Genomic DNA, 21,270 nt, shown 5'->3' with positions numbered 1-21,270 from the left:
GGCAGTTCGGTTATATGCCTACCAGACAGAGATGGCGGTATGTCCAGTCATGAAAACGAACCGACACCCCCTGAGGGAGTTCCGGATCCGGTGGCGGCGGAACTGCCACAGTTGACGCCCGACGAACTCCGCAATACAATTATCTACGCGCAGGAACTCCTGCGGTTCCACGACGAGACGCAATCGCCGGTGGAGCCGGGTCCCAACGAGGAGATCCTTCGAGCCACCAAACGCGATGGTTACACCGAGGTGGTGAAGCGGACGACCTGTGCTGAAGACTGCGAAGACTGCCCACACGGCCCGTATCTGTACCATGTCAAGGAGGAGACCAGACCCGAAGGCGGCACGAAAGTCCGCTGGATGTTTCTCGGCGAGGTGTATCCTGACGAAGAGTAAGGGACGGCTGGAGGGATAGCCGACAGCTTACGGGTCTAGCCCGTACAGTCCAGCGCGGATGAACACGAGTATCGGGATGATCTCCAGGCGGCCGACCCACATGTTCAGCACGAACATCCCCTCTGCGAGCGGGGACATCGACGGGCCGGTGATACCTGTCGAAAGGCCGACGTTCCCCTGCGCGCTGGCCACTTCGAACAGGGCATCAGCGTAGCCAAACGCGGGGCCTGCGACGTTGGTGAGAACGACACTGCTGGTGACGAGAACGATGAGCCACAGCAGCGTCACGATGGCCGCTTCGCTGAACTCCCGCTCCATCGACTCGCGGTCAAGTGTTCGGTCGCCGATGCGGGCCGTAACCACTGCATTTGTCGGGAGAAACACCCGCGAGAACTGCCAGACGATGCCGCGAACGATGGTGTACCCCCGGATGAGTTTGATGCCTCCGACAGTGGACCCTGCAGCACCGCCAAGCACCATCGCGCCGGCTACGAGCACTTTGCCGCCGGCCAGCCAGCGACCGATTGGAGCCGATTGGTAGCCGGTACAGCTGAGGGCGCTGACCCACTGAAACGTCGAGTCCCGAACCGCATCGAGCTGTGCGGCGTCGAGCATCGGCACGGAAAACGGGAGAAACGACTGTGTGGCGAACGCGCCGGTTGTCTCGGAGACTGACCACACGTTTTGTGCTGAGAGAGCGACGACGCCGATTACAAGCAGGATGAACAGCCAGCGGGTCTGCAGGTCCGACACGAGTTCGCGAACCTCCCTGTCGTGTAAGACGACGTAGTGGACGGGAAACGCAATCGCGCCGAGAATCATAATCGGCAACAGAACGGTCTCGACGAGCGGTGAGTTGTACGTCGCAATCGAATTGTCGGTGACCGAGAATCCGCCAGTCGTGAGCCCGGTCATGGCATGATTGAGCGCCTGCCACGCGACCTCCCACAGCGGCAGCGACTCGGCGTACTCGCTGTCACTGGCGAGAATCGCACCGAACAGCAATGCGAAGGAAAGCACTGTGTAGCCGGCGACGAGTTTCCAGACCGTTCGGACGGTGGAGACGACGCTTGGATGGATCTTTTCTTCGCGGGCCTCGCTCTGATAGAGCGCGTAACTGCCGCTACCGGGCCGTGAAAGGATAGACACGGTCAGGACGATGACGCCGACGCCGCCGACGTACTGGATGAACGACCGCCACCACTGGACTGCGCGGGGCAGCGAGGGCTCGTGAATCGCCATCGTCAGGCCGCTCCCTGTCCACCCGCTCATGCTCTCGAAGAAGGCGTGGAGCGGGTTTCGGAAGTATGCGAGACTGGAGAGCGTTGTCGTCCCTCCGACTCTGATCGGCTCCCACGTACTCGTGTCCATCCCGACCGGAACGAACGTGTCCATGACGGCGGGGGGCGTGAACCACGCGGTCAACAGGAGCGGGAGTGCCCCGAACGCAGCGACCAGCAGCCACCCGCCGGCAGCGATGACCATCCCATGTTTCATCTTCGGGGCCGGGGCATCGGCGAACCCACGAGTCGCGAGGCCGCCGACAGCGGCGGTCATTCCGGCCGCAGTGACGAACCCAAAAGCGGCGTAGAACTCCCGAAAGCCCAGCGCAACCACGGCCGTGATCGTCATCAGCCCAGCCTCCATCAGCAGAAGCGAGCCGATATCCCGGGCAATTGTCTGCAGGTCCGCCGGAAACAGCCCGCCGTTCCGTCGCGACATATCAGCTGTGGTCCTCGGAGTGACCGAAGATGTCGGTCACCTCCGGCGTCGCACCGTCTCCCGAGTAGACCGTGAGGAGGTCGCCCGCTTCGATACGTGTATCGCCGCGGGGCGTTATCGGGTCGTTGTCGCCGTTGCGCTCGATTGCCACGATCAGCGTCTGCCCACCGATGAGACCCGCTGTGTTGGCTTCCTGCAGTGTCTTGCCCGCAATCGGCGCATTCGGCTGGACTGTTATCTCGAACACTTCCGCCTGCTCACCAATGCGCATGAAATCGACGATAGACGGTCGTTTGACGGCTCGATAGAGATACTCGGCGATGAGCCGCTGTGGGTTCTGCATCGTGTTGACGCCGATCTGGCGGAACACGCTCATGTGTTCGGGGTTGTGGACGACTGAGACGATGTCCGGCACCTCAAGTTCCTGTGCCAGCAGACAGACCATGATGTTGGTCGCGTCCTGATCGGTTGTCGAGATGAGTGCGTCAGCACGGTCAGCACCGGCGTCCTCCAGCGTATCCTTCGAGGTTGCATCGTCGTTAATCACGAGACAATCGTACTGTCTCGACGCGCGTTCCGCTCGCTCCTCGTTGCGTTCGATGACGACAACCTCGTTGCCGCCTGCTGTCGCAATTTCAAGCAACGGCGACCCGATATCACCGGCACCGACGATGACGATATACATTTTTGCCAGTGTACTGAACCGATAGTTGAAAGCCTACCGTTCGCAGGCACGGGGAGGACAGTGCTGTCGCTCGGTTACATCCCGCTCCCAAACCACTATACTGTCCCCGACTGAATCCCACGGTATGGCACATCTCCCCGAGCAGTTCGACCATCCGGCATGGCTGACAGCCGCCGGGACGCTCGCCGGCTATGGCATCATCCTCCTGTTCATGTTCCTGTTGCTGTTTATTCTGCCGTACCTTCTGTTCCCGGCCTGAGCCAAACCCGTCCCGCTCACGTTCACTCGTATCTCGAATCGATGAGAAATCCGAGCGAGATGAGGCCACAGACCATCGACAGGAACCCGGCAATAGCGAGGCCAAACGGCGGGTCGTCGCCCGGATACGTTATGAGTCCGCCGAAGGACCCGACACTGATGGCCCATAGCCCGACTGTCAGCACCAGGTCCGCATACGCGTTCCAGGCGTCTTCCACAGCGGGTTCGAGACGAGCGAGCCACCATTCAGGCGTGTCCGCCTGAGATGACGGCCCACGACCCAGAAGCTGGCGAACTGCGGGTCGTCCGCCTGCGACAGCAAGTGCAGCAGTAGCGAGTACCGCAATCCCCGCCAGCGCCGACACCGGGGTCGTACGGATCTGCAACAACAGAAACAGGGAGACATAGCCCAAGACAGCGATGCCTGCTGTGAGTCCGCGGAGTGCATTCTCGATGCTCATTCCTCGTTGCTATTTTTTTCGAACTGGTCGGTATAGTGTTACCTGTCGTACTGCGATACGGTTGCTGGGGCCACCGTGCCCGATACAGGGGTATCGCAGTTAGTAAATAGGTCCGCGCGGGAGTACAGGTCGATGGAAGGGAAGGCAGCAGCGCCCGCAGCGGGGACGGTGCTTAACGCGCTCGCGACCGGCCGCGGCGCGGCGTTTGCTATCGACGAGTACACGACAGCGGCCGTCACGCTCACGACCGAGACCGACGGCGTCACCGGCGAGGTCGACGGTGCGCCGGACGCCGACACGCGGCTTATCGAACGCTGTGTCGAGTACGTCATCGACGCCCACGGCGGCCCACAGAACGTGGGCGTCCCGGCGGTCTCCGGCGGGACTGTCCGCACAGAGAGCGAGGTCCCGATGGCCTCGGGGCTCAAAAGCTCCAGCGCGGCCGCGAACGCGACCATCATGGCGACGCTCGACGCACTCGACGCAACTGAGCGGATGAGCCGCGAGGACATGGCCCGCCTCGGTGTCATGGCTGCCCGCGACGTGGGCGTCACCGTCACCGGGGCCTTCGACGACGCGTCGGCGTCGATGCTCGGCGGCGTTACCGTCACCGACAACGAGGACGACGCGCTCCTCGCCCGCGAGGAAATCGACTGGGACGTGCTCGTCTGGACGCCGCCCGAGCAGTCTTTCAGTGCCGACGCGGACGTGGAGCGGTGCCGTCAGATAGCGCCGATGGCCCGCCTCGTCGAGGACCTCGCGCTCGACGGCGACTACCAGCGAGCGATGACGGTCAACGGCCTCGCGTTCTCGGCCGCGCTGGATTTCGAGACGGACCCGGTTCTCGATGCGCTCCAGCACGTCGAAGGCGTCTCCCTGTCTGGGACGGGGCCGTCATTCACCGCCGTCGGCGAGCGGACGGCACTCGAAGCCGTACAGGAGGCCTGGGACGAGCGACCCGGACAGACCTGGCTGACGACGACACAAACAGAAGGGACACACACAGTATGAGCACGAATCCGAACCCAGAGGACATGTCGCTAGACGAACTGCGCGACGAAATACGGACGATCGACCGCGAAATCGTCGAGAAGATCGCACAGCGAACCTACGTGGCCGACACCATCGCACAGGTCAAAGACGAGAAGGGACTCCCGACGACCGACGAGCAACAGGAGCAGGCCGTGATGGACCGAGCCGGCGACAACGCGGAGCAGTTCGACGTCGACGAGAACCTCGTGAAAGCGATCTTCAGGCTCCTGATTGAGTTGAACAAGGTCGAGCAGCGAGAGAGTCGGTAGCGGGACTAGTACTCCCAGAGGCGGTTGATCCGTGAGGCGATGTCGGGATTGGCCGCCCGCAGCGCGTCGACATCGGTTTCCCCGTCAATATTGATAACGTGGACTTCTCCGCGTTGGCCGCCGTACACGTCCTGGAAATCGTAGACGACGCCGAACACGTCGACGGCGTCCGGTACGTCGTCGCTACTGCGGAGGAACTCGACCTGCCTGTCGACGTTGTACTCGACGAGCCGGTTGACGGCCGCCGCCCGCTCGATGTCCGTGGGGAGGTGCTCTAAGGCCGGTTCGAGGTGTGGCTTGAGTACGCTGAGACAGTGTTCGATACCCGCCGGTTCGTCCAGCCCGTCGGTCAGGTCGTCGTACGTCGCCGTCACCGCGCCGCAACCGGTGTGCCCGACGACGATAGCTGTTTCAGTCAGCGTATGTTCAATCGGGTACAACACGTCGCCGGACACCGCCTCCCCGGACGCGGTCCGCTGGATGACCCGGTTCCCGATGTTGCTACACGTAAAGAGATATCCCGGCTCGCTGTTGCCCCACATATGGTCCTGCAGCACTCGCGAGTCCGAACAACAGACCGTGACAGCATGGGGCGTCTGGGAGTTCTGGACCTGATCGAACCGGTCCCGGAACTCCGACGCATGGTCGGCGTTTCCGGCAAGTAAATCGCGTAATAACTGGCTCATGCGTGGGCAGATAGCCGCCACCAAGTAAACTCATTGGACTCGGACAGTGAAACGACACGCCGCGTATTGAACCGGCTCAATTGGCATCTGGGCCCCAATATCCCTGATTCTCAAGGCTCCGGCACACTTTTGATATAGATTACCGTAACTGCTGTATGGAGCCCCGTGGTGTTTCTTCCGTCATTGCGACGATTCTCCTCGTCGGTGTCGTTGTCATTCTGGGGACTGTCATCAGCATCTTTGCGTTGGGGACCGCTGAAGATCTGGCTGCCCCCGCACCACAGGCGAGTTTCGACTTCGATTGGGAGAAATCGACGCGAACGCTGACAATCAGGCACTCGGCTGGGGACGTGTTCGACAAATCGAACACCGAACGACTTGAAGTCGTCATCCGAGACGAAGATGAAACGGGACAGAACGACTTCCTCATTGCCAGGGGAGACTGGGCGAGCCAGTCCGAAGGAGGATTGCCAGTCAGGTCCGGAGATACGTTCGTTATCACGGGAGAACGCGGCGGTGGCGATATCGACGTTGAACGGGATGGAACAGATGTCGATGACGACAGTGAAACTCACGAGCCTGAGATAGACGATCCGGTTCAGATCATCTGGTACGGAACGGACGGCACCAGTTTCGTCGTTGCGGAATACGTCATCAAATCCGGCGAAGACCCCTGAAAATCCGATTTAAGAGACAGACCGGCGCTTGGACACCTGCCCCCTCAAACACTCTGAGAGGCCCATGCGCTCACCTGCCGAATTCATGTCTCGGCGAAATCTTCAGCGTGAGTTTCGGTGTCATATGTGACACCCCGGCTGTCGTCGGGTAGAGCATGACTGGTCGCTGTCCCCGATGACCCGAACATAGACCTCACGGACGGCCCTGTGGCGGGCGGCGGTCGAGACTCGCGCGGCTCACACGTTAGTGACGCCGGAGATACTGCTCGCTTTGGAATAGTGAAAGGAAAGCATCGAGATACACTGCTTTATTTTTATACGGAATGGGGTCGGAGGGATTTGAACCCCCGATCGGCTGATATCTCCGTCCTGCGCCTCGGAACTCCAGAGGGTCATCGTCGCGAACCGGTGATCAGCCGGCCGCTCAGTATATCAGCCCTCGAAGTGTCGTCCCAGGCGCGTGGCCTCTGGAGTCAGCCGCCTTCCCGGACTAGGCCACGACCCCGCACTCCGGCGTAAGCCGACTCGCATTAAAGGGATTTCGATTGGCAGACGGCGATCAGTCGCGGTCGGTGTCGGACCAGTCGCATTCCTGGCACTTGAACCCTGTTACGAATTCCAGCGCAGAGGGCATGTATCCGACAGAAATGACGTTTTCACCGCATTCCGGACAGTCGTCATCGGCATCTTCGATCGGTTCTGCGTCCATGACGTCCTCGCCTTCGATGAGTTCGGCCAGGCTCTCAGGAGTCTGCATCCGTCCCTGGACCACGCGGTTGTCGCTCATACCGGACAGCCGGGCCTGACGGGCCTAAAAGTTCTCCCTCGTCACAGCCACGGGGCGCGTTCCTGCTCGGGTTCGTACTCGACCGCGGCTCCTTCATCGGTCTGCTCGTCGGCGGCGACGCCCTGGGACGCGCCGCCGTCGGCGAAGGCGGCGGTGAGGTCCACGGCATCAGGTCGGTATTCCGTGTGACGCGTGCGGGCGTTTTCCGGGTCGAACGACAGCAGTGCCGTGACGGCAAGCACAGCCAGTGCCACTGGCGCGTCGGTCGGCATCACGCCGAGGACAGAGAGGGCGAGGACGCCGAGCGCGACAGCGCTACCGAAGCGGAACCGGTCGATGTCGACGGCGTTACGGAGCCACGGACTCGCCAGTGCGACGGCGAGGGCAAAGCCGATACCGACGCCGGTGGTAGCGGCCGCGCGGAGCAGGACGCCTGGCTCGATGGCGGTGACCAGCTTTGCGCCCGCGGGGTCGAGGCTGGCTAGCAGGCCGAGCACGACGATAACGGCCGGCCGCGGGAGGTACTCCCCGATGCGGGCGCTTGCGGTCTGTGCGGCGATTGCGAGGATGACGAGGCCGGCGAAGCGTTCGAGGGTCCCCAGTTTGACGATCCCCGCGATCGTCGGCGCAAGGGCTGCTTCGATGAGCGCAATCGGCATCAGGACAGCGCCGATGATGAGAACCGAGCGCGCCTGTTGCCGGGGGCCGCCTTCGAGTTCGGCTAACACGACGGCAACAGTGGCCGAGCCGCCGAAGACGAGCAAGCCCACTTCGAGGACGCCCATCCAGGTCGAAAGTGCCCCTGCGAGGACGAGCACCGGGAAGATACCGTCGACAAGGGGGAGACCCATGACAGTTGCCAGCAGTCGACCACCGCGGCCGACCTGCTGCTCGATGTCGAGCGCAATCGGGTGTCTGGAGATACTCATGTCGTGTTACGGTCGAGCGTAACCCAACTCTCGTCGGGAAGTTCTCACTCGGTCCTGACGAACACGACAGACTTGCCAGAACTTGGTACCGAACCACGTGAACGTTGTGTTGCCCGACGCTGTGGACGTCATCTGACGGGCAGTACCGTTCCGTGCGGGTTCGGTGAGTCGCATGTTTTTAATTATCCTTCATTCGCACATAATCGTTGCGTGAGAACTGCGCACATACGCCACCGTTTTTCCGGAATACCTCGGCGTTTGTGGACGAATGTCCCACCTTCAACAGCAGGGTGTGACAAATGAGTGGTCAGGAGCGGATTTCTGGAAGTGCTATCGGGGACAGGTGTGGCATCGAGCCCCACGTAGCGCCGAGTCTCGCAACGTTTTTGCCGGGCCGTCGTGGACGATTTACATGGCGAACGATTCCGAGCCTTTCTCAGAGAAGCTCCGAGTGCCGGAGGCGCTGACGTTCGACGACGTACTCCTCAGACCCAAGGAGTCCCGCGTCGAACCAGACGAGGCAGACACGACGACGCGAGTCTCGAAGTCGGTCGAACTGACCGTCCCTGTCCTCTCCGCGGCGATGGACACCGTCACCGAGAGTGACATGGCGATCGCGATGGCGCGGCAGGGCGGTATCGGTGTCCTCCACCGCAACATGAACGCCGACCAGATGGCGACCGAAATCGAGCGGGTCAAACGCGCCGACGAACTCATTATCCGCGACGTTGTGACGGCCAGTCCGAACCAGACCGTGCGCGAGGTCGACGAGATGATGGAACGGGAGGGCGTCTCTGGCGCGCCGGTCGTCGACGACGACAACGGCGAAGTGCTTGGCATCATCTCCGGGACGGATATCCGCCCGTACCTCGAAGTCGGCGAGGACGACGCCGTCACGGACGCGATGACCGACGAAGTCGTCACCGCCCCCGAAGACGTGACGCCCCGCGAAGCGCTGGAGCTAATGTACGACCACAAGATTGAGCGCGTCCCCATCGTCGACGGCGAGAACCGACTCGTCGGGCTGGTCACGATGCAGGGCATCCTCCAGCGTCGCGAGTACGACCAGGCCGCCCGCGACCACGACGGCTCGCTCCGCTGTGGCGCGGCCGTCGGCCCCTTCGAGATGGACCGCGCGCAGGTTGCGGACGAGGCCGGCGCTGACATCCTGTTCATCGACTGCGCGCACGCCCACAACGCGAATGTCATCGAGAGCGCCCGCGAAATAAAGGCCGAAGTCGACGCCGACGTGGTCGTCGGCAACATCGGGACCCGGGAGGCCGCTGAGGCCGTCGTCGACTTCGCCGACGGTGTCAAGGTCGGTATCGGTCCCGGCTCTATCTGTACGACTCGCGTGGTCACGGGCTCGGGAATGCCTCAGATCACCGCCGTCGCGCAGGTCGCCGACGTGGCGAGCCAGCACGACGTGCCGGTCATCGCCGACGGCGGCATCCGGTACTCCGGCGACGCAATCAAAGCTATCGCTGCCGGAGCGGACGCGGTGATGCTCGGCTCGTACTTCGCCGGAACCGACGAGGCTCCCGGCCGCGTCATCACGATGAACGGCAAGAAGTACAAGCAGTACCGCGGCATGGGCAGCGTCGGCGCGATGAACGAGGGCGGCGGCGAACGATACCTCAAGGACGACGAGGAGGGCGAAGAGTTCGTCCCCGAGGGTGTCGAGGCCGCAACGCCGTACAAAGGCTCGCTGGCCTCCGAACTCCACCAGCTCGTCGGCGGGATGCAGTCCGGTATGGGCTATGTCGGGGCCGAGACGATTCCCGAGTTCAAGCAGCGCGCCGAGTTCGTGCGAGTCTCTGCTGCGGGACAGCAAGAGAGCCACCCACACGACGTGATGATTACGGACGAAGCGCCTAACTACAGCCCCGACAGCTAAAGAAAAGCCCGCAGTCGACTATGACGCGGTTTCGCAGGCTGGACTACACGCTTCTTTCTGTGCCGCATTCGCGTCGGGGTACGCTTTGAACGACTCACCACAACTCGAACACTCGAACGTATCGAAGTCGGACATAGCGACCCGCTGTACTCGCGCCGCAGAAAAAATTATTGCGGCTTCGTCAGTCGTAGTAGTCTTCGTCCAGCGGTAGCTCCGTCCCGGACGACGTGACTTTGTCGACGGTCGTCTCCAGACGGAGTGTCTCGCTGCACTCGGGGCAGATGACCGCCACGTCGACCTGTAGAGTATCATCGGCGTCATAGATTCCCAGGACCTCCGCGTCAGAGGCATACAGATACTCCGCCGACAGTTCGTGCTCGTGGTCACGAGCGTAGTCGTACGTCATGTGTGCCCGCTACACCCGGGTCTGTGTTGATGGTTTCGGCGGTTCTCAGTAACAGCACATACAGGGGACCCGCTCGAAGCTGCGGCCATGAGTGACTTCGACGTCGATGTCGGCACCTGGGAGGCGTTCGCAGATGCAGCAACTGCCGTTCGAAAGGCGGTGTTCGTCGAGGAACAGGGCGTTTCTGAAGCGGAAGAACTCGACGGGAACGACTCGGACGCCGTTCAGTTTCTGGCCCGTGACGGCGAGTATCCAGTCGGCACCGCCCGGCTCCGGTTTCCTGACCCCTCGGTCGGCAAGGTCGAGCGGGTCGCAGTCCGCGAGCCCTATCGGGGCGATGGCGTCGGGACAGCACTGATACGAGCCGTCGAAGACGCCGCGCGTGACGACGGCGCAACAGCGCTCAAACTTCACGCACAGACTCACGTCGAGCCGTTTTATGAACAGCTCGGCTACGAAACAGTCAGTGACGAATTCGAGGAAGCAGGCATCCCACACGTCAAGATGCGAAAGCGACTGAACGGTTGACTTGCCCGTCTGACAGGCCGAACGGGATATGAACCACCTGCACGCCGCTCGGGACACTCGCTCGTGCCATCGTGCAACCCCCTTCCTGTCGGATTCGCGTCGCTCACGGTTTTCGTTTGCGGCGCAAGAATACGGGCCGGAAGGGATTTGAACCCTCGACCGACGGCTTAAGAGGCCGTCGCTCTGCCAGACTGAGCTACCGGCCCAGTGCACTCATTGCTCTGGACGGCCTGGTAAAATAGGTTTTCATTCGGACGCCTCGTGTCGGTCGGTCTCACGCTGCTTGCACACAACACTCGGCTAGCGGCGATTAACTGTGGGAAGAGCCGGGCACTCCTGTGACGGTTCTGAACGGCGGTTGACGGCCCCTCAGGCCAGTCTGTCTGACGGACGTTCCCAGTTATTGGGGAAATAGCTGGCATTAAAGAGGCTTGACGCCAAGCGATACAGACACTAATGAGCACAGCCAGCGGCATCACGATGGCCTCTATGTCGACCTACGCCATCCTCGGGTGTGGGAGTGTTGGCCACGCCGTGGCGGAAGAACTCGTCGAGGAGGGGAAAGACGTACTCATCCTCGACGCGGACGAGGGGCGAGTCGAGGCGCTCCGTGATCAGGACCTCAATGCACAGCAAGCCGACATTTGCGAGACTGACGTCGCTCAGACGGTTGCCGACCGCGACGTGGTTCTCATCATGTCCCCGGACGTGAACGCTAACGCCGAAGCAGTGCAAAACATCCGCGAGTCCGGCGGTGAACAGTTCATTGTCGCTCGTGCCGACGACCCCGTGTCGGCCGACGACCTTACTGAACTTGGCGCAGACATAGTCATCAACCCCTCCGCGGTCATCGCGGACTCTGCGCTCCGGGCGCTCGAAACGGGCGAACTGGAGTACAAAGCATCACAGCTGGGCGATGTAATCGACGGGACCGAAGAGCGTATGGCGATTCTGATTCACCGGTCGCCGGACCCGGACTCAATCGCATCGGCCGCCGCGTTGCGGGCCATCGCCGCGAGCCGCGACGTCGAGGCCGATATCATCTACGAGGGCGAAATCGGCCATCAGGAGAACCGCGCGTTCGTCAACCTCCTCGGTATCGAACTGACCTCGAACGAGGATGTCGACCTCGACGAGTACGACACGTTCGCGCTCGTAGACGTTGCCAAGGGTGGCGAACCGGCTATCGACACGGTAGACATCGTCATCGACCACTACGAGCACGAACACGAACTGGAACACGACGCTGCCTTCTCGGACATCCGACCGAACATCTCGGCCACGTCGACGATTCTGACGAAGTATATCCAGGAACTGGACCTCAATCTCGACCAGAGCGTCGCCACGGCGCTGTTGTACGGTATCCGCGCCGAGACGCTGGATTTCAAGCGGGATACGACGCCGGCGGACCTGACCGCCGCGGCGTACCTGTACCCGTTCGCCGACCACGACACCCTCGAACAGGTCGAATCGCCGTCGATGAGTCCGGAAACGCTGGACGTACTCGCCGAAGCGATCCGGAACCGCGAGGTCCAGGGGAGCCACCTTGTTTCCAATGCCGGGTTCATCCGGGATCGCGACGCGCTAGCACAGGCAGCACAGCACCTTCTCAATCTGGAAGGCATCACGACCACAGCGGTGTTCGCCATCGCCGATGACACCATCTACCTCGCCGCGCGCTCGAAGGATATCCGGATGAATATCGGGAAGGTGCTGTCGGACGCGTTCGGCGGGATGGGCGAGACAGCGGGCCACTCCACCGATGCCAGTGTCGAGATTCCGCTGGGCATCTTCACCGGCCTGGATACGAGCGACGACAACAGAGATACACTGCTGGAACTCACCGAAGAAGCGGTCAAACGGAAACTGTTCGAAGCGATGGGTGTCGACAGTTCCAGTAGCGAGAGTTCGAACGGCAACTAGGCGGGGACTTCTTCTTCTTCGTCGCCGGCTTCGGGCTGACGGAGCCGTTCGACGATATCGCTAACGATGACGACATCGCCGACGGCCTGGACCCACCGGTACGGAATAATGACGCCGCGTGCCGCGTTCACTTCTTCGTCAAACAGCTCCGTGTTAAGCTGGTGGAGTGCCAGCCCTGTCACTTCCTTGCGGTCGAGTTCCAGCCGGAGGTCTTCGACTTCGCCGACGAACACACCGTTTTTCGAATACACCTCGCGACCAACGAGGGCTGTAATCTCCTGTGGCAGATTCTCCATTCCCATACGACGGTGGTTGGTCGGACGGGTTATAAAGCTTCTTTGCGACTGAAACATCCGTCATGCGGGGCGTCACTCTCACGCAGTCCGTTCGAAACCCGACTGTCGGGCTGCTCTCGTCGCGCCGGCAGCGCTGTCTCCACACGGGGAGCGGTCGCTTGGTCGGGCCACGGAGCTTTTGTCCCGCACTCCCGTTCGCTCAGTATGCTCTCTCCCGGTGACCCCGCCCCCGATTTCGGTCTGCAAGGGACCGCGTACGGGGATGTCGGTGCCTATCGACTGTCGGCTGCGACGAACCGCGCGCCGGCGGTTGTGGCGTTCGTGCCCAGTGACGACCCCGATTCACGAAGCCTTCTCACCGAGTTCGCCCAGACAGACTGGGCGAGCATATCAGATGCCGTGGCTGTCTTCGGCGTTCTCGCGGCAGGCATCGACGACTGCCGGTCGCTCGCGGCATCGCTATCGCTGCCTTACCCGTTGCTGGCCGACACCCACGGTGTCGCTGCTCAGTTCGGCGTCCGAATACAGGACGGCCACGGCCAGCGAGCGGTGTTCGTTGTCGACCAGCGATGTCGTGTTCGGGCGGCGACTCTGGTCGACGACGCTGACGGGACCGCGTCGGCTCTCGACACGGTTCTGCGTGGCCTCGCCGAGCTGTAGCTATACACCGCGGTTCAGTTCGCCTTCTAACAGGCCGTAGAGGCACACGTCTTCGTAACGGCCGTCGCGGAACCAGTGGTCCCGCATCGTCCCCTCTCGCTGGAACCCGGTCTTCTCGAGCACGCGCTGGGAGCCTTCGTTGCCGGCGAAGACCTTCGCGTACACCCGATGGAATCGACGCTCCTGAAAGGCGTACTCGGTGATCGTCCGGGCGGCGTCGGTCGCGTAGCCGTTGCCCCACGCGTCCGGCGTGAGCCAGTAGCCGAGTTCGGCCATTCCGATCCGGTCTGTGACATCGTTCAGCCCGATGATGCCGACCGCCTCGCCGTCGACACAGACGAGCAGATGCACGTCGTCGGTCTCGCCGCTGGCGACGGATTCGACCCATTCGCGTTCTGCCTGTTCGGAGATCGGCTCTGTGGCAGAGAGGCCGTGTCTCACATCCGGGTCGTTGACCGTCTCTTGCAGGAACTCGACATCTTCGTCTTCGACCGTTCGGAGCGCTACCGTTTCGCCCCGGAGGAATGTTGGTCCGGGCATACACGAACCGACGAGGGGGAACTGAAAGAAGCTTCGGTAGGTGTGTGAGTGGATTTCAAGCTGTCCACTCGTCAGCGAGCAGGCCATACTCCAGCAAGTCGACGTACTCGCCGTCGACGAAGGCGTGGTCGCGCCGTCGGCCCTCCTGCTGGAACCCTACTTTTTCGAGTACACGTGCGGAGGCCGGGTTGGTGGCATAGCAGTCCGCACCGAGTTTGTTCAGTCGCAGTTCCTGAAACGCATGTTGGGCGAGACAGTCGACAGCATCGGTGGCGTAGCCGTTGCCCCAGTGGTCCGGACAGATCGAGTACCCGAGTACACCAAACCCCCACTGATGTCGGTCTTCGTGAAGCAGACACGACCCGACCGGCTCATCGTCCACACAGACAACAAAGTGCGTATCGGCATCGCGACGATCGAAATCTTCGGCGGCAGGCTCAGAGAGTGGCTCGCAGAATCCGATGTTCTGCCGGACCTGCGGCTCGTTGAACAGGCGCTGGAGCAGGTCGCTATCGGTTGCGTGCTGTGGATGAAGCGTCACCCGGTCGCCGTGGATAAACACTGGACCTGGCATGTGTGGCCCCACTCGCAACTGACACAAGGGTGTTACCGTCGTCTGTGAGGTGACACCAAGCAAATACCGACCATCGGAAAGCGACACGGAAAAGGGAGCCCAGCACTGCCCTGCGATATGGGAACACCGCTGGAGTCACGCGAGGAACAGGCAACGGAAGTCGTCGACCGTCTCCATGAAGAATACCCCGATTCGGCTATCTCGCTGAACTACAGCAACCGTCTGGAACTGCTGATTGCCGTCGTCCTCTCGGCGCAGTGTACTGACGAGCGAGTCAACGAAGTCACAGCGGACCTGTTCGAGAAGTACCAGAGCCCCGAGGACTACGCCGCGGCCTCCGAGGAGCAACTTGCCGAGGACATCTACGGCATCACGTTCCACAACAACAAGGGCGGCTATCTTCAGGGAATCGGAGAAATTCTGACAGACGAACACGACGGCGAGGTCCCGGACACGATGTCCGCCCTCACTGACCTCCCGGGCGTCGGCCGCAAGACGGCCAATGTCGTTCTCCAGCACGGCCACGACATCGTTGAGGGAATCGTCGTCGACACGCACGTCCAGCGCCTGTCACGACGGCTGGGGCTCACGGAGCAGGAGCGCCCGGAAGCTATCGAGCAGGATCTGCTCGACGTGGTACCCGAAGACGAGTGGCAACAGTTCACACACCTGCTCATCGACCACGGGCGAGCGGTGTGTGGGGCGCGTTCGGCGGACTGCGGTGCGTGCGTACTCGCGGATATCTGTCCCTCGGAAAAGGGCGACAGCGAGGTCGACCTTGCCACCGGCGAGGCGTGGTAGCCGCGTGCCGAACGGCTCAGTTTTCGTCGTCACCGAGGCGTGCAGTGAGCACAGGCACGTCGGACGTCCGAACGACCTTTTCAGCGACGCTGCCGAGCAGATACCGCTCGATACCCGTCCGACCGTGGGTCCCCATAACGATGAGGTCGATGTCGTTCTCGGTGGCGTAGTCGAGGATCGCGCTGTGCGGGGGGCCGCGTTCAACAGCGGTAACGGTATCGACGCTGTCAACCTCGTCCGCCGCAGCCTCGACGATTGCCTGCGCTCGCTCCTGTAGTGACGATTCGATGTTGTGCTCTTCGCCGACCATCCCCGGCTCCGACGCGTCGTGTTCCTCCGCAACCATGCCGGTCGTCGCTCCCTCCGGTCCGGCGGCGGTCATCCCGATGTGTGGCGACGACGTATCGAGGACGGTCATGATGTGCAACGTCGCGTTGTGCGTCTCGGCGAGATTCCGTGCGTGTGCCAGCGCGGCTGCTGCTCCGTCACTCCCGTCTGTCGGAAAGAGAATGTGTTCGTACATTGGAACCACAGCTAGCGATGGACATGCAATGCTAATGAAACATCTAGCCTGTTCGCAGACGCCGAGAATGAGTCCCGCTGGCAGCGGCACTTACGCGACGTACCGGAGAGCGTAGCGGGCGATGCCGACCAGATACGCCAGCAGCCAGAAGATGACGTAGCCGAACACGCCGATACGGAGCCGTGAGCGCCAGTGGCTGAACGTCTCGTCACCGATTTCGTCAAGCAACAGGTCTTCATCGTACTCGTTATAGAGGTCATGTTCCCGCTTTGCACGGAAGATGCGAACGATTCCCGTTCCGCCGAAGGCCAGCAGCGCGTAGGCCTGCAGGCCGAGCATCGCGTGGACGGCGGACAGACCGCCGAGCTGGTCCGGGAGGCGCGGGATCATCCAGAATACCATCGGGACGGTGGTCAGCACCAGCCCCGTCGTGACGAACTTCAGATGATGCACGAGCACGTCCCAGGTGACCGGCTCCGTCTCGATGATGTAGTACGCGCCGTACAGGAAACAGGGGAGACTGAGGCTCACCGACAGTAACACGACTGTGGCCACGAGGCCGTCCGACACCATAGGCCGACCTAGGGACAGTGCTCGCTAAAGACTGCCGGATGCAGAAGGTCAGAACTTGTAAGCCGTCGCGGTCCGTACACCCGAGCAATGGCCGACCCGGACTCGACGTCTCCCACGGAGGACGAGCGCGGGAACACCCCTGCGGACGCGGTAACTGCCGAACCCGAACCCGGCAAGCCCGGAGCCACGGGCGACAGCGCTGAGGCGGACGATGACGGCGAGTCGGGCGAGGAACTCGATACGGAGGCGCTCCGAAAGCAGGTCGAAAAAAAGTACGACTTCGACAACTTCGGCCCGGCGGATATGGCCGAGATGACCGCCGAGGAGTGGGACGTTGCCTTTGACGAGGACTCCTGGATCACCGGCGACGAACTCCTCGACCGGGTCGCTCGGGACCTGCGAAACCGCGTCGCAAACCGCGACGTGTTCGCCCGTATCGAACGCCACCGGGACCCACCGCGAGTGCTTGCGTACTCTGATGAGGGCTACGCGGTCGTCTATCCCGACGGAAGCCTCGAAGGTGAGGGAACCGTCATGCGTGACGTAAAGCCCACGGTCGCGCTGTGTTCCATGGATTCCTACGACGCACCTGAGAACGTCCCCGACCGGCCCCTTCCCCAGCCGGAAGAGGTCCCCGAGGGTGGCGGCGAACTCGGGAACTGGATGCTGCAGGCGATTGCCGGGGCACAGTTTTTGGCTGGGATTGCACTGCTGGGGGGCGCAGTACTTGCGACCGCTGGCGTCATCGGCAACAGAGGAACCAGTATTGCACTGTTGGTCGTGGCTGGCGTCGCTTTCATCGGCGTGTCGCTCGTCCTCTTTTTCACCGTCGCAAACGCACGACTCTCCGATACCTTCCGCTCCGAAGAGTACAGAGACAGACTGCGCGCCATCGGGCTTGAGGACGGCGAACGACCGGAGTTCGTCCCGGAGCTTGACCCGCAGAATTCGGGGTCTGAAGCGGGGGCTAGCGAAACTGACGAAGCCGGGCAATGACGGTTCCTGCGGGTGGTATTCGGTGGGTTTATACAAACTCAGTCCTGATTCAAGAGTGTATATGAATAGACGGGAGTTCGTCCGGACAGCAGGGGGGGCCGCCGGCGCTGCGGCGACCCTCAGTGCCACCGGCGCCGCCGCCGCACAGGAGGAAGGCGGTGACGGTGCGAAAACCGTCCCGGACTACGGCGGTTTCCTGGATTCGGTCGGTAACTTCGACGGGTCGACCGTCGATGCGACCGGGCAGGACACAGTAACTGTCGAGGTCGGCGTGCAGGCCAACGGCGGCGCGTACGGGTTCGGTCCGCCAGCCGTCCACGTCGACAACGGCGCGACCGTCCAGTTCGAGTGGACGGGCGAAGGCGGCGGCCACAACGTCGTCTCCGACGGTGACGGGCCGCTAGATTCCGGCAGCACGGTATCGCAGGCCGGCGTCAACTACGAGCATACCTTTGAGGAGGACGGTATCTACCCGTACCTCTGTGTCCCCCACGAGGGACTCAACATGAAGGGCGCTATCGTCGTCGGCGAGGAGTACCCGACAATGACGATCGGCGGCGGCGGCCCGGTCGAAGTTGACCCCCACTATGCTGGCGTCCCAATCCAGCCCCACTTCGTCGGGTTCGGCGCTGGGCTTGCAGTCATCATCCCGCTGATATTCACTTTCTTCCAGCTGAAGTACGGCGAATCGCCCCACACTAGCGGAGGGAACAACTAATGGCATCCGAAGGCTCCACCTACGGCGACATCCACCGCTACGAACCGCCACGAGAGAGTACGGCGGCGGCTGTCGGCATCGTGCTCCTGACGATTATTCAGGTCGGTCTCGTCGGGCTGTTCACCTACGGTATGATAGCCGGCTGGGCGTCCGGTATCGGGACAACGTTGACCGTCCGCCTCATCGAGGCCAATATGTTCATGGGCGGCGTGCTGACGGCGATCTTCATCGATCTGGCGTTCATCATGCTGCTGTACCGCAAGGAGTTCCTTCCCGACGTGATGATCGTCAAGAAGCGCCGTCGCAAGTGGGAAGACCTCTACATCCGTCAGGAAGACGTCGACGGAACAACGATGGCGGACGGCGACAAGCTTGCAGAGACATTCAAACGCGCAGTGTACCCATACTACAAGAAATAATATGCCACTTGATGAAGACAAATATCCGGCTGAAACAGGCCGTCGTCGCTTCGTAAAGGGCGTCGTCGGGAGTGCAGCACTCTCCAGCGTCGGTGTCGGTGGCGCCGCAGCCGTCGACGCGACGACAGACGCCGCCGGTGAAGGTGGCGGGACGACCCCGTTTGTCGCCGTCGAGAACACCGCCGGACCGGCTCCGCGAGGGATGCCGATCATCCCGATCGAGATTAACGGTGGCGAGATCAGTGGTCTCTGGCCGGAGTACGACGAGAACGCCGGTGCAGCCGTCGCCCCGGACTTCGGCGGGAGCGGTATCGACTACTCCTCGCAGTGGTTCCAGTACTGCGGTATCCAGAGTACGGCAGCTATCTACCCGCAATCGGACCGAAACAACACGTTCCTCAACGACACTGGTACGTTCACCTGGCAGGGTGAGTACGAGTCCGGCAAACCGCTCACGGTCGACATGTTCGAGGACTACCAGGACTGGGGCAATGGCATCGGCGACCCCGGCGTCGGGAAGCCCGCAAGCGTCGTCTGGCGGACCAACAGCGACGGAAAGAACGGCGCTCCGGTGCAGATAATCAGGTCAGTCGAAGTCGAAAAGATGGCCAACGGCGAAGGGGAGTACGCGGACCTTCCCAGCAGCGTCCAGTCGTTCGTCTCCGAGGCGACTGACCAGGGCTTCATCGCCTGGCTGAACAAGTGTACGCACTTCTGCTGTGTGCCTGGGTTCAAGACTCAGGAAGGGAGTGCGAACTTCGGCGGCGCAAACGCTATTTACTGTCAGTGCCACCAGTCAGTGTACGACCCGTTCAGTCCCGTGCAATCGACGTTCGTGGCGCTGCCACGCCCACCACAGACGGAGTAACCAATGAGTCTCGAACGCAAAGACGAACACGATCACAAAGGCTGGATGGAATCGCGCGAGCTGACGCCGGTAGAATCGGTGTACCTGACCGTGCTTATCTGGCTCGACCGACGGCTGCGCGTCGTTGACTACCTTGAGATCCTCGAAGATCTCTACTACAAAGTCAACATGCAGATGCCGAAGAGCCACACGGAACAGTACAATCTCGACAACAAGTTCTGGTACTGGTACCCGCTGTACGCACTCGGGTCGTTCTCGACGGTCGCATACATCGTCGCCGCGATATCCGGCGCGTTGCTCGGGTTCTATTACGCACCGGCCGCCGCGGCTGCCGACGGATCACCGACGGTCGCGTACGACTCGGTGATGCTCATCATGGGCCAGCTCAACCTCGGCTACTTCCTGCGCTCGGTCCACCGCTGGGCCGCCCAGATTATGGTCGCTGCCGTGTTCCTTCACATGCTTCGTGTGTACTTCACTGGGGCGTACAAGGAACCGCGCGAGCTGAACTGGCTCATCGGGATCGTCCTGATCTCACTGACGCTGGTGTTCGGATACACCGGCTACCTGCTGCCGTGGAGCCAGCTCTCCTTCTGGGCCGGCCAGATCGGCGTCGAGATGTCACTCTCCATCCCGCTCATCGGTGAGTGGGTCGCACAGCTGATGTTCGGCGGGTTCACGCTCTCGCAGGCCACGCTACAGCGGATGTACATCCTGCACGTGTTCTTCCTGCCGTTCATCACGACTGCCATCATCGCGGTCCACATCGGCATCGTCTGGATGCAGGGGATCGCTGAGCCACACTAATACTATGAGCGACAACGACACAGACGACGTTCGCACGGACGGTTCCGGTACCGGTATCGTCTCGCCGGACGACGAGACCCCCGCGTGGTCCGAACGCAAGGAGCGGACCCAGGGGCTCTCCCGGCTGACCTACGAGTACTTCGAGCGGGCGCGCCGCGAGGACCAGGACCTTCGCCAGCAGTCGGATTACGTCGAGCGCGACGTACTCGCGTTCCCGGCCTGGCCTCACGAGATGATGCGCAACATCGCGCTGACATCCTTCTTCGTGGGCATGATCCTGTTCGTCTCGGCGACGCTGCCCCCGGAGATGCCAAACCCTGCTAACTCCAGTGTGACGCCGGCAATTATCCTGCCGGACTGGTATCTCTACTGGTCCTTTGGCCTGCTCAAGCTCGGCCCGCTGAACCCTGACCTGAGCATCCTCGGCGGCTCGAAGCTCATGGCCGACCGGACCTACGGTGTGTTGGCGAACGTCGTGGTCGTCGGCTTCGTCGCCATCGTCCCCTTCCTGAACAAGGGGTCCGCGCGGCGTCCCGTCGAGCAGCCGTTCTGGGCCGCGGTCGGGATGTCCGGCGTCATCTTCAGCCTGACCATCGCCGCACTGTCCATCAAGAACCTCGTCCCGATGGACTCCCACCTGCTGTTTGACCTGACGTTCCTCGTCCCCATCGTCAGCGCGACGATCACCTACGCGGTGCTCAAGACGATGCGCGAGGGCTACATGTTCGACCTCAACCGGCGGTACTACCGGCTGCGACCGCCGAAGTAGTCCGGGCCGGCGCTTTTATTCTCGCCGTTTCCACTCGTCGCACTGCCGGGCGTCTCGCCCGCGTCTCGCC

At 62.0% G+C, this 21,270-nt stretch carries 28 protein-coding genes and 2 tRNA genes; 16 read left to right on the top strand and 14 right to left on the bottom strand.

Going from position 1 to position 21,270, the window contains the following annotated elements; translation table 11 throughout:
• The first annotated feature begins 39 nt into the window (after positions 1–39).
• Positions 40–396 (top strand): hypothetical protein, encoded by a 357-nt coding sequence (locus AMS69_RS10830; RefSeq protein ID WP_053968092.1) that lies wholly within the window; start codon positions 40–42, stop codon positions 394–396.
• A gap of 27 nt (positions 397–423) precedes the next feature.
• Here AMS69_RS10830 and AMS69_RS10825 read toward each other — a convergent pair whose 3' ends face one another.
• Positions 424–2,118 carry a potassium transporter TrkG gene (locus AMS69_RS10825; protein WP_053968091.1) on the bottom strand — a complete coding sequence of 565 codons (1,695 nt, stop codon included), beginning with the start codon at positions 2,116–2,118 and terminating at the stop codon, positions 424–426.
• A gap of 1 nt (position 2,119) precedes the next feature.
• A complete protein-coding gene (locus AMS69_RS10820; protein ID WP_053968090.1) occupies positions 2,120–2,803 on the bottom strand; it encodes a potassium channel family protein in 684 nt (227 codons plus the stop codon).
• Between the two features lie 124 nt (positions 2,804–2,927).
• Here AMS69_RS10820 and AMS69_RS21100 point away from each other — a divergent pair, with 124 nt between their 5' ends.
• Positions 2,928–3,062 (top strand): hypothetical protein, encoded by a 135-nt coding sequence (locus AMS69_RS21100; protein WP_255410434.1) that lies wholly within the window; start codon positions 2,928–2,930, stop codon positions 3,060–3,062.
• A 22-nt stretch (positions 3,063–3,084) separates the two neighbouring features.
• On the opposite strand, the gene AMS69_RS10815 is transcribed toward AMS69_RS21100, so the two are convergent.
• Positions 3,085–3,522 (bottom strand): hypothetical protein, encoded by a 438-nt coding sequence (locus AMS69_RS10815; RefSeq protein ID WP_053968089.1) that lies wholly within the window; start codon positions 3,520–3,522, stop codon positions 3,085–3,087.
• Positions 3,523–3,654: 132 nt separating this feature from the next.
• Between AMS69_RS10815 and AMS69_RS10810 the strand changes: the two genes are divergently transcribed.
• Together AMS69_RS10810 and AMS69_RS10805 are read left to right on the top strand one after the other, a co-directional pair.
• Positions 3,655–4,533: a shikimate kinase gene (locus tag AMS69_RS10810; protein WP_053968088.1), complete on the top strand. Its 879-nt coding sequence runs from the start codon at positions 3,655–3,657 to the stop codon at positions 4,531–4,533.
• The gene (locus AMS69_RS10805; RefSeq protein ID WP_004592890.1) at positions 4,530–4,823 is read left to right on the top strand and encodes a chorismate mutase; all 294 of its coding nucleotides are present in this window, start codon (positions 4,530–4,532) and stop codon (positions 4,821–4,823) included. Before AMS69_RS10810 ends, AMS69_RS10805 begins: the two co-directional genes overlap by 4 nt.
• Before the next feature lie 5 nt (positions 4,824–4,828).
• Here the strand turns inward: AMS69_RS10805 and AMS69_RS10800 are convergent, their stop codons facing one another.
• The gene (locus AMS69_RS10800; RefSeq protein WP_053968087.1) at positions 4,829–5,509 is read right to left on the bottom strand and encodes a carbonic anhydrase; all 681 of its coding nucleotides are present in this window, start codon (positions 5,507–5,509) and stop codon (positions 4,829–4,831) included.
• Between the two features lie 155 nt (positions 5,510–5,664).
• Between AMS69_RS10800 and AMS69_RS10795 the strand changes: the two genes are divergently transcribed.
• The gene (locus AMS69_RS10795) at positions 5,665–6,186 is read left to right on the top strand and encodes a type IV pilin (RefSeq protein ID WP_053968086.1); all 522 of its coding nucleotides are present in this window, start codon (positions 5,665–5,667) and stop codon (positions 6,184–6,186) included.
• 324 nt (positions 6,187–6,510) lie between these two features.
• Here the strand turns inward: AMS69_RS10795 and AMS69_RS20185 are convergent.
• The 3 genes from AMS69_RS20185 to AMS69_RS10785 all read right to left on the bottom strand — a co-directional run bounded on the left by AMS69_RS20185 (position 6,511) and on the right by AMS69_RS10785 (position 7,902).
• Positions 6,511–6,691, bottom strand: a tRNA-Trp gene (locus tag AMS69_RS20185).
• Between the two features lie 54 nt (positions 6,692–6,745).
• Positions 6,746–6,973 carry a DUF5795 family protein gene (locus AMS69_RS10790; RefSeq protein WP_053968085.1) on the bottom strand — a complete coding sequence of 76 codons (228 nt, stop codon included), beginning with the start codon at positions 6,971–6,973 and terminating at the stop codon, positions 6,746–6,748.
• Positions 6,974–7,014: 41 nt separating this feature from the next.
• Complete coding sequence (locus tag AMS69_RS10785; RefSeq protein ID WP_053968084.1) at positions 7,015–7,902, bottom strand: DUF5794 domain-containing protein; 888 nt, start codon at positions 7,900–7,902, stop codon at positions 7,015–7,017.
• A 412-nt stretch (positions 7,903–8,314) separates the two neighbouring features.
• Here AMS69_RS10785 and guaB point away from each other — a divergent pair, with 412 nt between their 5' ends.
• Positions 8,315–9,799, top strand: a complete 1,485-nt coding sequence (gene guaB / locus AMS69_RS10780) for an IMP dehydrogenase (protein ID WP_053968083.1) — start codon at positions 8,315–8,317, stop codon at positions 9,797–9,799.
• Between the two features lie 181 nt (positions 9,800–9,980).
• Here the strand turns inward: guaB and AMS69_RS10775 are convergent, their stop codons facing one another.
• The gene (locus AMS69_RS10775) at positions 9,981–10,205 is read right to left on the bottom strand and encodes a hypothetical protein (protein ID WP_053968082.1); all 225 of its coding nucleotides are present in this window, start codon (positions 10,203–10,205) and stop codon (positions 9,981–9,983) included.
• Between the two features lie 87 nt (positions 10,206–10,292).
• Between AMS69_RS10775 and AMS69_RS10770 the strand changes: the two genes are divergently transcribed.
• Entirely contained in the window at positions 10,293–10,733 is a 441-nt protein-coding gene (locus AMS69_RS10770; RefSeq protein ID WP_053968081.1) for a GNAT family N-acetyltransferase, read from the top strand.
• Positions 10,734–10,865: 132 nt separating this feature from the next.
• On the opposite strand, the gene AMS69_RS10765 is transcribed toward AMS69_RS10770, so the two are convergent.
• Positions 10,866–10,939, bottom strand: a tRNA-Lys gene (locus AMS69_RS10765).
• A gap of 250 nt (positions 10,940–11,189) precedes the next feature.
• Between AMS69_RS10765 and AMS69_RS10760 the strand changes: the two genes are divergently transcribed.
• Entirely contained in the window at positions 11,190–12,656 is a 1,467-nt protein-coding gene (locus tag AMS69_RS10760) for a DHH family phosphoesterase (RefSeq protein WP_053968080.1), read from the top strand.
• Here the strand turns inward: AMS69_RS10760 and AMS69_RS10755 are convergent.
• On the bottom strand, positions 12,653–12,952 hold the full coding sequence (locus tag AMS69_RS10755) for a PRC-barrel domain-containing protein (RefSeq protein ID WP_053968356.1): 300 nt from the start codon (positions 12,950–12,952) through the stop codon (positions 12,653–12,655). The genes AMS69_RS10760 and AMS69_RS10755 overlap by 4 nt on opposite strands.
• A 204-nt stretch (positions 12,953–13,156) precedes the next feature.
• Here AMS69_RS10755 and AMS69_RS10750 point away from each other — a divergent pair, with 204 nt between their 5' ends.
• Positions 13,157–13,612 carry a redoxin domain-containing protein gene (locus AMS69_RS10750; RefSeq protein ID WP_053968079.1) on the top strand — a complete coding sequence of 152 codons (456 nt, stop codon included), beginning with the start codon at positions 13,157–13,159 and terminating at the stop codon, positions 13,610–13,612.
• Here AMS69_RS10750 and AMS69_RS10745 read toward each other — a convergent pair whose 3' ends face one another.
• Positions 13,613–14,152, bottom strand: coding sequence for a GNAT family N-acetyltransferase (locus AMS69_RS10745; protein WP_053968078.1), 540 nt, complete (start codon positions 14,150–14,152; stop codon positions 13,613–13,615).
• Between the two features lie 55 nt (positions 14,153–14,207).
• Positions 14,208–14,726, bottom strand: a complete 519-nt coding sequence (locus AMS69_RS10740; protein WP_053968077.1) for a GNAT family N-acetyltransferase — start codon at positions 14,724–14,726, stop codon at positions 14,208–14,210.
• A 117-nt stretch (positions 14,727–14,843) separates the two neighbouring features.
• On the opposite strand from AMS69_RS10740, the gene nth reads away from it, so the two are divergent.
• Positions 14,844–15,527: an endonuclease III gene (nth, locus tag AMS69_RS10735; protein WP_053968076.1), complete on the top strand. Its 684-nt coding sequence runs from the start codon at positions 14,844–14,846 to the stop codon at positions 15,525–15,527.
• Positions 15,528–15,543: 16 nt separating this feature from the next.
• On the opposite strand, the gene AMS69_RS10730 is transcribed toward nth, so the two are convergent.
• Positions 15,544–16,050: a universal stress protein gene (locus tag AMS69_RS10730; protein ID WP_053968075.1), complete on the bottom strand. Its 507-nt coding sequence runs from the start codon at positions 16,048–16,050 to the stop codon at positions 15,544–15,546.
• A gap of 90 nt (positions 16,051–16,140) precedes the next feature.
• Positions 16,141–16,623: a DUF7321 family protein gene (locus AMS69_RS10725; RefSeq protein WP_008309382.1), complete on the bottom strand. Its 483-nt coding sequence runs from the start codon at positions 16,621–16,623 to the stop codon at positions 16,141–16,143.
• Between the two features lie 87 nt (positions 16,624–16,710).
• On the opposite strand from AMS69_RS10725, the gene AMS69_RS10720 reads away from it, so the two are divergent.
• From AMS69_RS10720 to AMS69_RS10695, 6 genes are all read left to right on the top strand, one after another.
• On the top strand, positions 16,711–17,619 hold the full coding sequence (locus tag AMS69_RS10720; RefSeq protein WP_053968074.1) for a DUF7319 domain-containing protein: 909 nt from the start codon (positions 16,711–16,713) through the stop codon (positions 17,617–17,619).
• Positions 17,620–17,680: 61 nt separating this feature from the next.
• Positions 17,681–18,337 carry a halocyanin domain-containing protein gene (locus AMS69_RS10715; RefSeq protein WP_053968073.1) on the top strand — a complete coding sequence of 219 codons (657 nt, stop codon included), beginning with the start codon at positions 17,681–17,683 and terminating at the stop codon, positions 18,335–18,337.
• Positions 18,337–18,756, top strand: a complete 420-nt coding sequence (locus AMS69_RS10710) for a DUF7318 family protein (RefSeq protein ID WP_053968072.1) — start codon at positions 18,337–18,339, stop codon at positions 18,754–18,756. Before AMS69_RS10715 ends, AMS69_RS10710 begins: the two co-directional genes overlap by 1 nt.
• Position 18,757: 1 nt before the next feature.
• On the top strand, positions 18,758–19,624 hold the full coding sequence (locus AMS69_RS10705) for a Rieske 2Fe-2S domain-containing protein (protein WP_053968071.1): 867 nt from the start codon (positions 18,758–18,760) through the stop codon (positions 19,622–19,624).
• Between the two features lie 3 nt (positions 19,625–19,627).
• Positions 19,628–20,431, top strand: coding sequence for a cytochrome b (locus AMS69_RS10700; RefSeq protein ID WP_005534629.1), 804 nt, complete (start codon positions 19,628–19,630; stop codon positions 20,429–20,431).
• 4 nt (positions 20,432–20,435) lie between these two features.
• A complete protein-coding gene (locus AMS69_RS10695) occupies positions 20,436–21,200 on the top strand; it encodes a cytochrome bc complex cytochrome b subunit (protein WP_053968070.1) in 765 nt (254 codons plus the stop codon).
• Positions 21,201–21,270 lie beyond the last annotated feature (70 nt).

The sequence above is a fragment of the Haloarcula rubripromontorii genome (assembly GCF_001280425.1).
GTDB lineage: Archaea > Halobacteriota > Halobacteria > Halobacteriales > Haloarculaceae > Haloarcula > Haloarcula rubripromontorii.
The sequence above is the reverse complement of the archived record's forward strand: the minus strand, read 5'-3'. Positions and strand labels throughout refer to the sequence as shown.

Bases quoted from the DNA above. Each gene is read 5' to 3' on its own strand.
- AMS69_RS10830 (WP_053968092.1), top strand. From the start codon at position 40: ATGTCCAGTCATGAAAACGAACCGACACCCCCTGAGGGAGTTCCGGAT.
- AMS69_RS10825 (WP_053968091.1), bottom strand. From the start codon at position 2,118: ATGTCGCGACGGAACGGCGGGCTGTTTCCGGCGGACCTGCAGACAATT.
- AMS69_RS10820 (WP_053968090.1), bottom strand. From the start codon at position 2,803: ATGTATATCGTCATCGTCGGTGCCGGTGATATCGGGTCGCCGTTGCTT.
- AMS69_RS21100 (WP_255410434.1), top strand. From the start codon at position 2,928: ATGGCACATCTCCCCGAGCAGTTCGACCATCCGGCATGGCTGACAGCC.
- AMS69_RS10815 (WP_053968089.1), bottom strand. From the start codon at position 3,522: ATGAGCATCGAGAATGCACTCCGCGGACTCACAGCAGGCATCGCTGTC.
- AMS69_RS10810 (WP_053968088.1), top strand. From the start codon at position 3,655: ATGGAAGGGAAGGCAGCAGCGCCCGCAGCGGGGACGGTGCTTAACGCG.
- AMS69_RS10805 (WP_004592890.1), top strand. From the start codon at position 4,530: ATGAGCACGAATCCGAACCCAGAGGACATGTCGCTAGACGAACTGCGC.
- AMS69_RS10800 (WP_053968087.1), bottom strand. From the start codon at position 5,509: ATGAGCCAGTTATTACGCGATTTACTTGCCGGAAACGCCGACCATGCG.
- AMS69_RS10795 (WP_053968086.1), top strand. From the start codon at position 5,665: ATGGAGCCCCGTGGTGTTTCTTCCGTCATTGCGACGATTCTCCTCGTC.
- AMS69_RS10790 (WP_053968085.1), bottom strand. From the start codon at position 6,973: ATGAGCGACAACCGCGTGGTCCAGGGACGGATGCAGACTCCTGAGAGC.
- AMS69_RS10785 (WP_053968084.1), bottom strand. From the start codon at position 7,902: ATGAGTATCTCCAGACACCCGATTGCGCTCGACATCGAGCAGCAGGTC.
- guaB (WP_053968083.1), top strand. From the start codon at position 8,315: ATGGCGAACGATTCCGAGCCTTTCTCAGAGAAGCTCCGAGTGCCGGAG.
- AMS69_RS10775 (WP_053968082.1), bottom strand. From the start codon at position 10,205: ATGACGTACGACTACGCTCGTGACCACGAGCACGAACTGTCGGCGGAG.
- AMS69_RS10770 (WP_053968081.1), top strand. From the start codon at position 10,293: ATGAGTGACTTCGACGTCGATGTCGGCACCTGGGAGGCGTTCGCAGAT.
- AMS69_RS10760 (WP_053968080.1), top strand. From the start codon at position 11,190: ATGAGCACAGCCAGCGGCATCACGATGGCCTCTATGTCGACCTACGCC.
- AMS69_RS10755 (WP_053968356.1), bottom strand. From the start codon at position 12,952: ATGGAGAATCTGCCACAGGAGATTACAGCCCTCGTTGGTCGCGAGGTG.
- AMS69_RS10750 (WP_053968079.1), top strand. From the start codon at position 13,157: ATGCTCTCTCCCGGTGACCCCGCCCCCGATTTCGGTCTGCAAGGGACC.
- AMS69_RS10745 (WP_053968078.1), bottom strand. From the start codon at position 14,152: ATGCCCGGACCAACATTCCTCCGGGGCGAAACGGTAGCGCTCCGAACG.
- AMS69_RS10740 (WP_053968077.1), bottom strand. From the start codon at position 14,726: ATGCCAGGTCCAGTGTTTATCCACGGCGACCGGGTGACGCTTCATCCA.
- nth (WP_053968076.1), top strand. From the start codon at position 14,844: ATGGGAACACCGCTGGAGTCACGCGAGGAACAGGCAACGGAAGTCGTC.
- AMS69_RS10730 (WP_053968075.1), bottom strand. From the start codon at position 16,050: ATGTACGAACACATTCTCTTTCCGACAGACGGGAGTGACGGAGCAGCA.
- AMS69_RS10725 (WP_008309382.1), bottom strand. From the start codon at position 16,623: ATGGTGTCGGACGGCCTCGTGGCCACAGTCGTGTTACTGTCGGTGAGC.
- AMS69_RS10720 (WP_053968074.1), top strand. From the start codon at position 16,711: ATGGCCGACCCGGACTCGACGTCTCCCACGGAGGACGAGCGCGGGAAC.
- AMS69_RS10715 (WP_053968073.1), top strand. From the start codon at position 17,681: ATGAATAGACGGGAGTTCGTCCGGACAGCAGGGGGGGCCGCCGGCGCT.
- AMS69_RS10710 (WP_053968072.1), top strand. From the start codon at position 18,337: ATGGCATCCGAAGGCTCCACCTACGGCGACATCCACCGCTACGAACCG.
- AMS69_RS10705 (WP_053968071.1), top strand. From the start codon at position 18,758: ATGCCACTTGATGAAGACAAATATCCGGCTGAAACAGGCCGTCGTCGC.
- AMS69_RS10700 (WP_005534629.1), top strand. From the start codon at position 19,628: ATGAGTCTCGAACGCAAAGACGAACACGATCACAAAGGCTGGATGGAA.
- AMS69_RS10695 (WP_053968070.1), top strand. From the start codon at position 20,436: ATGAGCGACAACGACACAGACGACGTTCGCACGGACGGTTCCGGTACC.